Origin of the sequence: Methylibium sp. T29 (assembly GCF_000576205.1) — a bacterium.
Lineage (GTDB): Bacteria > Pseudomonadota > Gammaproteobacteria > Burkholderiales > Burkholderiaceae_C > Methylibium > Methylibium petroleiphilum.
Genome location: NZ_AZND01000117.1, coordinates 1 through 11,045, shown reverse-complemented (window position 1 = coordinate 11,045; position 11,045 = coordinate 1). Strand labels below are relative to the sequence as shown.

8 protein-coding genes, 1 tRNA gene and 4 pseudogenes are annotated in these 11,045 nt (G+C 68.4%); 6 read left to right on the top strand and 7 right to left on the bottom strand.

Annotated features, from left to right (window positions below):
- Positions 1 to 461, top strand: a pseudogene (locus tag x551_RS13795) (SDR family NAD(P)-dependent oxidoreductase); the annotation flags it as partial.
- Positions 462 to 470: 9 nt separating this feature from the next.
- Here the strand turns inward: x551_RS13795 and x551_RS13790 are convergent.
- From x551_RS13790 to x551_RS13780, 3 genes are all read right to left on the bottom strand, one after another.
- Entirely contained in the window at positions 471 to 1,508 is a 1,038-nt protein-coding gene (locus x551_RS13790; RefSeq protein ID WP_148210896.1) for a S1C family serine protease, read from the bottom strand.
- 115 nt (positions 1,509 to 1,623) lie between these two features.
- Positions 1,624 to 2,214: a rhomboid family intramembrane serine protease gene (locus x551_RS13785; RefSeq protein WP_011828728.1), complete on the bottom strand. Its 591-nt coding sequence runs from the start codon at positions 2,212 to 2,214 to the stop codon at positions 1,624 to 1,626.
- 56 nt (positions 2,215 to 2,270) lie between these two features.
- Positions 2,271 to 2,355 (bottom strand) — tRNA-Leu (locus tag x551_RS13780).
- Between the two features lie 72 nt (positions 2,356 to 2,427).
- On the opposite strand from x551_RS13780, the pseudogene cysM reads away from it, so the two are divergent.
- From cysM to x551_RS13765, 3 genes and pseudogenes are all read left to right on the top strand, one after another.
- Positions 2,428 to 3,332 (top strand): annotated as a pseudogene (cysM, locus tag x551_RS13775) (cysteine synthase CysM).
- A 7-nt stretch (positions 3,333 to 3,339) separates the two neighbouring features.
- Positions 3,340 to 3,882: an NUDIX domain-containing protein gene (locus x551_RS13770; RefSeq protein ID WP_011828731.1), complete on the top strand. Its 543-nt coding sequence runs from the start codon at positions 3,340 to 3,342 to the stop codon at positions 3,880 to 3,882.
- Between the two features lie 23 nt (positions 3,883 to 3,905).
- Positions 3,906 to 4,133, top strand: a complete 228-nt coding sequence (locus tag x551_RS13765) for a sulfurtransferase TusA family protein (protein WP_011828732.1) — start codon at positions 3,906 to 3,908, stop codon at positions 4,131 to 4,133.
- Positions 4,134 to 4,201: 68 nt separating this feature from the next.
- Here x551_RS13765 and galU read toward each other — a convergent pair.
- Positions 4,202 to 5,067, bottom strand: a pseudogene (galU, locus tag x551_RS13760) (UTP--glucose-1-phosphate uridylyltransferase GalU).
- A gap of 121 nt (positions 5,068 to 5,188) precedes the next feature.
- Between galU and x551_RS13755 the strand changes: the two are divergent.
- Positions 5,189 to 6,313, top strand: a complete 1,125-nt coding sequence (locus x551_RS13755) for an NAD(P)-dependent oxidoreductase (protein WP_036231606.1) — start codon at positions 5,189 to 5,191, stop codon at positions 6,311 to 6,313.
- Here x551_RS13755 and x551_RS13750 read toward each other — a convergent pair.
- Positions 6,264 to 9,089, bottom strand: coding sequence for a valine--tRNA ligase (locus x551_RS13750; RefSeq protein WP_036231608.1), 2,826 nt, complete (start codon positions 9,087 to 9,089; stop codon positions 6,264 to 6,266). The genes x551_RS13755 and x551_RS13750 overlap by 50 nt on opposite strands.
- Positions 9,090 to 9,193: 104 nt before the next feature.
- Positions 9,194 to 9,760, bottom strand: a complete 567-nt coding sequence (locus tag x551_RS13745) for a PepSY domain-containing protein (RefSeq protein ID WP_036231610.1) — start codon at positions 9,758 to 9,760, stop codon at positions 9,194 to 9,196.
- A gap of 198 nt (positions 9,761 to 9,958) precedes the next feature.
- Between x551_RS13745 and x551_RS13740 the strand changes: the two genes are divergently transcribed.
- Positions 9,959 to 10,504 (top strand): TetR/AcrR family transcriptional regulator, encoded by a 546-nt coding sequence (locus tag x551_RS13740; RefSeq protein WP_036249018.1) that lies wholly within the window; start codon positions 9,959 to 9,961, stop codon positions 10,502 to 10,504.
- A 132-nt stretch (positions 10,505 to 10,636) separates the two neighbouring features.
- Here the strand turns inward: x551_RS13740 and x551_RS25860 are convergent.
- A pseudogene (locus x551_RS25860) lies at positions 10,637 to 11,045 on the bottom strand (hypothetical protein); the annotation flags it as partial.

Genomic DNA, 11,045 nt, shown 5'->3' with positions numbered 1-11,045 from the left:
CGCAGTTGCGCTGGCACGGTCGCGCCTGCGGCGTGCGGGTGACGCTGCTGCGCATTCCAGGCATCTACGCGACCGATCGACCCGGCGGCGCACCGCGCGAACGGGTCGTGCGCGGCACGCCAGTGCTGGCCGCGCACGAGGACGTCTACACCAACCACATCCACGCAGACGACCTGGCGCGCTGCTGCATCGCTGCGCTGCACCGGGGGCGACCGCAGCGAGTGGTCCATGCGAGCGACGACACCGAGATGAAGATGGGCGACTACTTCGATCTGGTGGCTGATCTGGCCGGGCTGCCGCGACCGCCGCGCATCACGCGGGCCGCCGCAGGCGAAGCGATTTCCCCGGTCGGGCTGAGTTTCATGAGCGAGTCCCGGCGGCTGCTCAACCGCCGCCTGCACGAGGAATTGCGGGTAGTGCTGCGCTATCCGACGGTCCGTGAGGGGCTGATCGGAGGCTGAGCGGGCCGGTCAGATGCCGCGCGCGCGCCGCAAGGTCTGCGTGCGGTCGATGCTGTGCACCGGCACCGACTGCATCCGGCCTTCGCGCAACACCTCGATGGTCAGGTCACGCTCGGCGCTGCCTCCATTCCAGAGCATCTTGTAGAAGGACTCCAGGCCACCGACCGGCGCGCCATCGAGGCGGCGGATCAGATCGCCGGGCTGCAGCCCTGCCATCTCGGCCGGGCTGTCGCGGCTCACGCGCACCACGCGCAGGCCGTCGTCCTGCTCGACGCAGTTCACTCCCAGCCAGGCACGCATGCTGGCGCGCGATACGCCCCGTTCGCGCAACTCCGCGAAGATCGGCGGCAGCAGGTCGACCGGCACGAACATGTTGCCGGCACGGCGGCTGCCGTCGCCGGGCGCGCTGGGCACGAGCAGCGAGCCGATGCCGATCAGCTCCCCCTGCGCGTTGAAGAGCCCTGCACCACTGTGGTCGCGGCGGGCCGGGCTGGTGAACAGCGCGCCGTCGATGTGGTACTCCCAGTAGCCGGAGAAGCCGCGCCGCGACACCAGCTCCGCGGCGCTCAGCGCCCCGTCGTCGCCGCCGCTCACGAACAGCAGCGGCTCGCCCTCCGCCACCGCGTGGGCCTGGCCGAGCTGCGCCGGCGCGATGCCCAGCGGCAGCACCGCTTGCACCAGGCCGAAGCCGGTCGCCAGATCGTAGGCCACCACGCGGGCCGGCATGCGCTTGCCGCTGTCGAGCACCAGCTCGACCTCCTCCGCCTCGAGAATCAGGTAGCCGATCGTCAGCACCAAGCCGTCGCTGGCGATCACGACGCCGGAGCCGGCGCGGTATTCGCCCAGCGTGTCGATCGTGCTGGCGCCCTCGGTCGCCGTGCTCTGCACCCCGAGCACCGCATCGCTGGCCCGTTTCAGCGCCAGGCGCTGGCCCGGGAATTCGGCAGCCTCGCCGTTACCCTGACGGTCCGGTGCGGGGTGAGCGAGGCCGGCGGACAGTCCCAGAACCAGGGCGAACGACAGGCGAAGCAAAAGGGAGGGTGACATCTCGGCCTCCACGAGGGATGGCCGCAGCATGAACCGTCACCGAGCCCGACGGGAGTCTGAGGGCTTTGCGCCAGGCAAAAAGGCTGCGAGCCGAGGCGGCAACCCTAGGCCGGCGTCAGCGCCGACCGAATGGAGTTTGGCCGCGCCAGTAGCGGATCATCAGCCAGCCGCCGGCCATGCCGCCCAGGTGGGCGAAGTGCGCCACACCGCCTGTCGGGCTGATGAAGCCGAGCAGCAGTTCCAGGCCGCCGAACACCATCACAAAGGTGCGTGCCTTCATCGGGATCGGCGGGAAGAGCGGCATGATGGTGCGGTTCGGGAACAGCATGCCGAAAGCCAGCAGCAGGCCGAACAGGCCGCCCGAGGCGCCAACGGTCGGGTAGGGCGAGTTGAGCAGCCAGGCCACCAGCAACTGCGCTACGGCCGCGGCGAGCACGCTGGCGCCGTAGAACTGCACGAAGCGCTTCGTGCCCCACAGACGCTCCAGCTCCGCGCCGAACATCCACAGGCCCAGCATGTTGAAGAACAGATGGCCGATGCCACCGTGCAGGAAGGCGTAGCTCGCCACCTGCCAAGGCATGAAACCGCCACCCAGCGGCCACAGCGCGAACAGCCGCGTGAACCACATGCCGAGGAACTGGTCGAGGCAGAACACCGCGACGTTGATCAGGATCAGGGCCTGGGTGATCGGGGGCAGGGGAGGCATGTGGCGCGGGTGGATCGGCCGCAGCGCGGCTGCCGGAGCGTGGGTGAGGGTGGGGGTGGTGCCTCGGGTCGGACTCGAACCGACACTCATTGCTGAACGGGATTTTGAGTCCCGCGCGTCTACCGGTTTCGCCACCGAGGCACGAAAGGAACGCGGCGATTCTGCCACGGGGGCTTCGGGCAGCTGCCACAATTGCCTCAGAAAGGTGCTCCGATGCCTCGTTATCTGACCGTTGAAGACACGATCGGCCGAACCCCGCTGGTTCGCCTGGTGCGCCTGCCGGGCGCCGAGAACGAGCGGCGCGGCAACGTGATCCTCGGCAAGCTCGAGGGCAACAACCCCGCGGGGTCGGTGAAGGACCGGCCGGCCATCAGCATGATCCGCCGCGCCGAGGAGCGTGGCGAGATCAAGCCGGGCGACACCTTGATCGAGGCCACCTCGGGCAACACCGGCATCGCGCTGGCGATGGCGGCGGCGATCCGAGGCTACCGCATGCTGCTGATCATGCCGGAGGACCTGTCGATCGAGCGGGCGCAGTCGATGCGTGCCTTCGGCGCGGAACTGGTGCTGACGCCCAAGGCCGGCGGCATGGAGTACGCGCGCGACCTGGCGGAGCGCCTGCAACGCGAGGGCAAGGGCCGCGTGCTCGACCAGTTCGCCAATGCCGACAACCCGCGCATCCATGTCGAGACCACCGGCCCCGAGATCTGGGACGACACCGAAGGCAGATCACGCACTTCGTCAGCGCGATGGGGACCACCGGCACGATCACCGGCGTGTCGACCTACCTGAAGTCGAGGAACCCCGGCGTGCGCATCATCGGCGCGCAGCCCAGCGAAGGCTCGCGGATCCCCGGCATCCGCAAGTGGCCTGAGGCCTATCTGCCAAAGATCTACGAGCCCAGCCGTGTCGACGAGACCATCAACGTCAGCCAGTCTGATGCCGAGGACATGGCGCGCCGGCTGGCGCGCGAGGAGGGTCTGTTCGCTGGCATCTCAGCCGCCGGGGCGCTGTGGGCGGCGTTGGAGGTGGCCAGGACGGTCGAGAACGCGACCATCGTGTTCATCGTCTGCGACCGTGGCGACCGCTACCTGTCGACCGGGGTCTTCCCGGCCTGAGCCTCCGATGTCGCATGCGTTCCGCTTCTGCCCGAGCTGTGCCGCCGCGCTCGAATGGATCGTCGCGGCCGAGGATGGCGGCGACAAGTCCCGGCTACGCTGTCCCCAGTGCGCCTGGACGCACTGGAACAACCCGACGCCGGTGCTGGCTGCGGTACTGGAATGCGAGGACCGCGACGGACGCCTGCTGCTGGCGCGCAACGCGGCCTGGGCGGGCAGGAACTTCGGCCTGATCACCGGCTTCATGGAGGCCGGCGAGACCCCTCAGGAGGGCATCGCGCGCGAGGTGCTGGAAGAGACCGCGCTGCGGGCGAGCCAGATCGCGCTGATCGGTGTCTATGATTTCCAGCGCATGAACCAGCTCATCGTGGCCTACCACGTGAAGGCGCGCGGCGAGATCGTGCTGTCGCCGGAGCTGGTGGAGTATCGACTGTTCGAGCCGGCGGAGGTGAAGTGCTGGACCGCCGGCACCGGGTTCGCGCTGGCCGACTGGCAGCGCACCCGCGGCATCGAGCCGCAGTGGATCGAATGGGGCCGGGCGTCGGCCTAGAATCGTTGCAACAGGGGATATCGATGGAAGTGAACAAGGAACTCGACACCCGCGGTCTGAACTGCCCGCTGCCGATCCTGAAGGCGAAGAAGGCACTGGCCGACATGAGCAGCGGCCAGACGCTGAAGGTGGTCGCCACCGACCCCGGCTCGGTGCGCGATTTCCAGGCCTTTGCCCGCCAGACCGGCAACGAGCTGGTCGACCAGCAGACCGAGGGCCAGGAGTTCATTCACTGGTTGCGGAGGCGCTGAGCTGAGCCAGCCCGCGCAAGAAAGCCGCCCTCGGGCGGCTTTTTCATGGGGTGCGGCCGCGCTCCGGGTCAGAGCGCCAGCGTCTTCAGGTACTCGCGCACGCTGGCGCCGATCTGCGGGTGGGCCATGCCGAGCTCGATGTTGGCCTGCAGGAAGCCTTCCTTGCTGCCGCAGTCGTAGCGCTTGCCCTCGTAGGTGTAGGCGAACACCTTCTGGCGGCGCAACAGGCCGGCAATGCCGTCGGTCAGCTGGATCTCACCCCCCACGCCGCGCGGCTGGTTGCGGATCTCGGTGAACACGTCGGGCATCAGGATGTAGCGCCCGGCCACGCCCAGCCGCGAAGGGGCGTCGGCCGGGGCCGGCTTCTCGACGATGCGCGAAACATCCATCATGCGGTCGTTGACCGGCGTGCCGGCCACGATGCCGTAGCGGCGAGTCTGGTCCTCCGGTACTTCCTGGACCGCGAGGATCGAGGCGCGCCATTCGTCGAATTGCTCGACCATCTGGGTCAGGATGGGCTTGTCGCCGACCATCAGGTCATCGGCCAGCAGCACGGCGAACGGCTCGTTGCGCACCAGTCGCTCGGCGCACAGCACCGCGTGACCCAGGCCCAGCATCTTGGACTGGCGCACATAGACGCACTCCATGTCGTCGGGCTTGACTTGGCGCACCAGCTCCAGCAGTTCGGCCTTGCCGGCGGCCTCGAGTTCCACCTCGAGTTCGTAGGCCATGTCGAAGTGGTCCTCGATCGGGCGCTTGCTGCGTCCGGTCACAAAATCATCTCGCGGATGCCGGCGGCGTAAGCTTCCTCGACGGCATACTGGATCAAGGGCTTGTCAACGACCGGCAGCATTTCCTTGGGCTGTGCCTTGGTGGCCGGCAGAAAGCGGGTGCCGAGACCCGCCACGGGGAAGATCGCCTTGTTGATGAGCATGTACTTACAATCATGAGAGAAGTTCGATTCATTCTGTCATGCAGCTTCCGTCACGCGCTCCCCTGCTCAAGTGGGCTTGTGAACTTATGTCACGGTCTGGCTTGAGTCATCATCGGCCGCCATGGATCTGCTGATTGTCGAACCGATAGAAAGCGAAGTGCTGAGCTGGTTGCAGGCTCGCCACCGGGTGCGCTATGCACCCGAACTGGCGCGTGACGCACGAGCCTTCCGTCAGACCCTGTTCAATGTGCGGGCCGCGGTGCTGCCGCCGCAGTTGCGGATCGACTCCGAGGCGCTGTCGTTCGCCCCGCTGCTGCGGGCCGTGGCGCGCATCGAGCCGGGGCTGGAGAACATCGACGTCGATGCCTGCTCGCGTGCAGGCGTGGAACTGGTGCGCGGCGCCGCCGCCACGGCCCCAGCCGAGGCCGAGTTCATGATTGGCGCGCTGATCACCCTGCTGCGCCCGGGCGCCGGTGGCGGCCGGGTCACGACCGGCCGCGAGCTGGCCTCGGTGACGGTCGGCCTGGTCGGGTTGGCGCCGGCGGCGCGCTCGCTGTCGGCCATGCTCAGCGGCTTCGGCACGCGGCTGGTCGGCTACGACCCGACGTTGCATGCGAGCGACATCCTCTGGGGCCGCTGGCGCATCGAGGCCATGGGCCTGCGCGAGTTGCTCGAGACCGCCGACGCCGTCTGCGTGCAGTTACCCTATTACAGCCGCTATCAGGGCCTGTTCGGCGAGCGCTATCTGCCGCAGTGCAAGCCGGGGCAGGTGCTGGTCAGCACCTCGCATTCGGCGTTGTTCGACGAGGCCTCGCTGGCGATGGCCCTGCGCAGCGGCCGCATCGCGAGCGCCTGGCTCGACAGCGTGGAGCCGGGGCTGCTCGATCCGGGCCGGCCGCTGAACGGCGCGCCCAACCTGCACACGACCTCGCGTCTGGCCGGTTACACGCAGGAGTCCCGTGTCCGGAGCGTCTGGGCGGTCGCTCAGCGGCTCGACGAGATTCTCAGCCAGACCCCGCCGCTGGCGCGCGAACTCCGGGTGGCGGTGTCGCCGCCGCACGGCCCGGTGTCGGGCCCGGCGCCGCTGAGTGCGCAGCCCGACGATCTGCCGGTGGATGGTGCTGTCGTCGTCGACGATGACGACGACCTCGATCCGCCGCCACCTCCACCGTTGGGCAAGGCCGACGAAGCTCAGCTCAGCCCAAGCGCGAACGCTGAGCCCGCAAGCGATCCAGCGTCGCGCTGAAATCTGTGAGGCGCTGGCGCTCCTGCGCCACCACGGTCGCTGGAGCGCGCGCCACGAAGCTCTCGTTGCCCAGCTTGGCTTCGGCCTTGACGATCTCGCCCTCGAGCCGGGCGATCTCCTTCGACAGCCGCTCGCGCTCGGCCTCGACATCGACCTCCACGTGCAGCGCCAGCCGTGTCGCGCCGTGCACAGACACCGGCGCGGCTGCGGTGGCCTGCACGAACTCAGACTCGCTGTCGATGACCCGCACGTCGCCGAGCTTGGCCAGCGCCTTCAGCAGCGGCGTGGCCTGGGCGATGAAGGTGGCATCTCCGAAGCTCAGCAGCGGCACGCGCTCGGCCGGTGAGAGGCTCATCTCCGAGCGCAGGTTGCGGCAGGCGCCGACCAGTGCCTTCAGCTTCGCCACCCAGGCATCGGCTTGGGCGTCGACGCGTTCCAGTTGCGGCTGCGGGTAGCTTGCCGTCGCGATCGACGCGTCGCTGCCGGCGACCTTGCGTTGCGCGACCGGTGCGACGGCCTGCCACAGTTCCTCGGTGATGAAGGGCGTCAGCGGATGCAGCAGGCGCAGGACGGTCTCCAGCACGCGGATCAACGTGCGGCGGGTCGCGCGCTTCGCGGCGTCGTCGCCGACCGCGATCTGCACCTTGGCGATTTCCAGATACCAATCGCAGTACTCGTCCCACACGAAGCTGTAGACGGCGTTGGCGACGTTGTCGAGGCGGAACTCGGCGAACGCCTTCTCGACCGCCGCCTCGATGCGCTGCAGCTCGCCGGTGATCCAGCGGTCGGCGTTCGAGAAGTCGAGGTAGCCGCCCGGCACGCACTGCTCGGCCGTGTGATCCGCAAAGCCGCAGTCCTGACCCTCGCAGTTCATCAGCACGAAGCGCGTGGCGTTCCAGAGCTTGTTGCAGAAGTTGCGATAGCCCTCGCAGCGCTTGGTGTCGAAGTTGATGTTGCGGCCCAGGCTGGCGTAGCTGGCCATCGTGAAGCGCAGCGCGTCGGCGCCATAGGCGGGCATGCCCTCGGGGAACTCCTTCTTCACGCGTGCGGCGACCTTCGGCGCGGTCTCGGGTTTGCGCAGGCCGGTGGTGCTCTTCTTCACCAGCGTATCGAGGTCCACGCCCTGGATCAGGTCCACCGGATCGAGCACGTTCCCTTCGGACTTGCTCATCTTCTTGCCCTCGCTGTCACGCACCATGCCGTGGATGTAGACGGTGCGGAACGGCACGCGGCCGGTGAAGTAGGTCGTCATCATGATCATCCGGGCGACCCAGAAGAAGATGATTTCGTAGCCGGTGACCAGCACGCTCGAGGGCAGGAACAGCTCGAGTTCCTTCGTCTTCGCCGGCCAGCCGAGCGAGGAGAACGGCACCAGCGCGGACGAGTACCAGGTATCGAGCACGTCCTCGTCGCGCGTCAGCGCGCCGACGTAGCCGGCCGCGCGCGCCTTGGTCCGCGCCTCGTCCTCGCTGCGCGCGACGAACAGCTCGCCGCCGCTGCCGTACCACGCCGGGATCTGGTGGCCCCACCAGAGCTGGCGCGAGATGCACCAGTCCTGGATGTTCTTCATCCACTGGTCGTAGGTGTTGACCCAGTTTTCCGGCACGAACTTCACCTCGCCGGAGGCAACCGCGTCGATCGCCTTCTGCGCGATGCTCCTGCCGTCGGGGCCGGCCTTGCTGACTGCGACGAACCACTGGTCGGTCAGCATCGGCTCGACCACCTGGCCGGTGCGCGCGCAGCGCGGCACCATCAGCTTGTGCTTCTTCACCTCGACCAGGAAGCCCTGGGTCTCGAGGTCGGCGACCACCTTCTTGCGCGCGACGAAGCGGTCCAGCCCGCGATAGGCCTCCGGCGCAGCGTCGTTGACCTTGGCGTCCAGCGTCAGGATGCCGATCACCGGCAACCCGTGGCGCTGGCCGACCGCGTAGTCATTGAAGTCGTGGGCCGGCGTGACCTTGACCACGCCGGTGCCGAAGGCACGGTCGACGTAGTCGTCGGCGATCACCGGGATCGTGCGACCGCACAGCGGCAGCGTCACCTGCTTGCCGATCAGGCCGGCATGGCGCTCGTCCTCGGGGTGCACCATCACCGCGGTGTCGCCGATCATGGTCTCGGGCCGGGTCGTCGCCACCACCAACTCGCCGCTGCCGTCGGCCAGCGGGTAACGGATGTGCCACAGGAAACCGTCTTCCTCTTCGCTCTCCACCTCCAGGTCCGAGACTGCCGACTTCAGCACCGGGTCCCAGTTCACCAGCCGCTTGCCGCGGTAGATCAGGCCCTGCTCATAGAGCTGCACGAAGGTGTCCGTCACCACCGGCGACAGCTTCTCGTCCATCGTGAAGTACTCGTGCCGCCAGTCCACGCTGGCGCCGACCCGGCGCATCTGCTGCGTGATCGTCGAGCCCGAGTGCTCCTTCCACTCCCACACCTTGGCGACGAAGCTCTGGCGGCCGAGGTCGTGACGGCTCTGGCCCTGCTGCTCCAGCTGGCGCTCCACGACGATCTGCGTCGCGATGCCGGCGTGGTCGGTGCCCGGCACCCACAGCGTGTTGTCGCCGCGCATGCGGTGGTAGCGCGTCAACGCGTCCATGATGGTCTGGTTGAACGCGTGGCCCATGTGCAGCACGCCGGTCACGTTGGGCGGCGGCAGCTGGATGGCGAACGAGGACTTGCCGTCGTCGAGCGTCGGCGCGAACAGGCCTCGCTGCTCCCACACGGGGGCCCACTTGGCCTCGATCGGGCCGGGTTCGAAGGATTTCGCGAGTTCGGTCATGGCAGGCTTGAAAGGAAAACGGCGCCCATGGGGCGCCGTTTCCGCTGGGTCGATGCCCCGATTCTACGAGGCAGGCCGGGCCCGCTCCGTCCGGGGCGGCGGCTTCACTTCGGCAGTCGGCCGATCTCCAGCAATTCGGGGTGTGCCTCGCGCAGCTTGCCGGTGACCGCGTCGACCTCGACGCGCACGTCGTCCCCATTGTCCTGCTCGATGTCGAACTCGTAGACCGGCGTGCCATCGGACTCGACCTCGTACTCGACGCGCTCGACCTTGCCCGGGTGCTTGGCGAGTGCGGTCTTGGTCGCGTCGGTCTCGCTGACCTTGACCTTCTCCTTGAAGCCGGGCTCGTCGGCCGACTTGAAGCGCTGCTCGCTCTCGACGATCTTGCCGGTGGCGCCGCTGCACTCCACGTCCCACAGCTTGCCGTCCTTGCCGTCGACCTCGATCTCCCAGACCGGCTTGCCGTCCTCCGGCTTCAGCACCACCTGCAGCACGGTGCCGGGGTGCTTGGCCAGCACCGTCGGGATGCATTTCTCGATACCGACGCTGACCTTGGGGATCTTGGGTGCCGCTGCAGCTGCGGCGCTCCAGAGCGTGAGAACGGAGGTGGCGACGGCGACGGGAAGAGCGCTTCGCAGTGCTCGGAGACGGCTTGTTCGGGACAGAGTCATGGTGGAGCCTTCTGATGCAGGAAAGGGATGGGGCTGGAAAGCGAGACGGAACATCGAGACCGAGCAGCGGATCGCGCTGCGTGCAACAGGATTTTCTCCCGACCTTCGCGTTTGAACGCCTGTTCGATCCCAGGCGGTACGTCGCTGCGCAACACTCCGGGCGTTGCTTGAACGTCCCGCCAAGCCTTCTTTCTCCCGATGTCCGACTGGCTCGACCCCCTGCTGACGCGTACCGACGACCCGGTCAGTGGTGGCGCCCCTGCGGGCAGGGACAAGCGCACGCTGATCGTCGAAGCCGCGCTCGACGTGCTGCTGACCGATGGCATCGGGAAGCTGTCGATGCGGCGCGTGGCCCGGGAAGCTGGTGTGGCGCTCGGGTTGGCGCACTACTACTTTGCGTCCAAGGGCGAACTGATCGCGGCCTTGGTCGGCGCCAGCGCGCACCGCCTGCACGCGGAAGGCCCGCCGGAGACCGGCGACGCTGCAGGGCCGGGCGCCTGGCTCGGACGAGCGGAGGGCCTCGTCACCGCGGATCGGGTCCGTCTTTCAGCCGACATCGACAGTGCTGCCTTGCGTGACCCGGTGGTCGCGGAGGCCGCCGCGCAGCGTCACCGCGACGCGGAATCCGAGATGGGCCGGCAACTGGCCGCGATCACCGCCACGGCGGCAGTCGAACTCGGCGATCTGCCGTCGCTGAGCGCGGTACTGGCGGCGGCGCTCGATGGTCTGGCCGTGCGTGCCTGATCGACCCGTCCTTCGATCTGCCGGCAGCGCATGCCGCCTTGCAGCACCTGCTGCAGGCCCGTCTGGCATCGCAGGCGGGTGCCGCGCCGAGACGGCGGACGGCCGCGACCTCCTAGCGCAGCGTGCGCCGATTCAGCGGGCCGTGCACGCCTCCAGCGCGATGCCACGCAGACGCGCCTCGCGATCCACCCACCATGCCATGCCCTGCAGGCGTTCCGGCTTGGCGCCCTCGGGGATGCGGAGCGCTCGCCACTGCGTCGAGCGCCGGCCATCCGCGTCCAGAACCAGCGGACCGGCCACGCTGCGCACCAGACGCCGTTCGACCGGGCTGCCATCGCTGCCGGCCGCGATGTGCTCGACCAGGGCCAGGTAGACCTCGGCGCCCTCGGGGAGCTTGCCACTGGCCTGCAATTGCAGGCCCAGGTAGCCGTTCCAGGCGGGGCCGCCGCCCACTGTCAGTCGCACCGCCGGTCGCCGGGCGAGCGGCCAGCGAAACTCCTGCGTGCCGTCGACCGGTGCCGCCGTCGCCAGCGCCCGGCGG

Coding starts and splice junctions, on each gene's coding strand:
- x551_RS13790 (WP_148210896.1), bottom strand. CDS start 1,508: ATGTCACCCTCCCTTTTGCTTCGCCTGTCGTTCGCCCTGGTTCTGGGA.
- x551_RS13785 (WP_011828728.1), bottom strand. CDS start 2,214: ATGCCTCCCCTGCCCCCGATCACCCAGGCCCTGATCCTGATCAACGTC.
- x551_RS13770 (WP_011828731.1), top strand. CDS start 3,340: ATGTCGCATGCGTTCCGCTTCTGCCCGAGCTGTGCCGCCGCGCTCGAA.
- x551_RS13765 (WP_011828732.1), top strand. CDS start 3,906: ATGGAAGTGAACAAGGAACTCGACACCCGCGGTCTGAACTGCCCGCTG.
- x551_RS13755 (WP_036231606.1), top strand. CDS start 5,189: ATGGATCTGCTGATTGTCGAACCGATAGAAAGCGAAGTGCTGAGCTGG.
- x551_RS13750 (WP_036231608.1), bottom strand. CDS start 9,089: ATGACCGAACTCGCGAAATCCTTCGAACCCGGCCCGATCGAGGCCAAG.
- x551_RS13745 (WP_036231610.1), bottom strand. CDS start 9,760: ATGACTCTGTCCCGAACAAGCCGTCTCCGAGCACTGCGAAGCGCTCTT.
- x551_RS13740 (WP_036249018.1), top strand. CDS start 9,959: ATGTCCGACTGGCTCGACCCCCTGCTGACGCGTACCGACGACCCGGTC.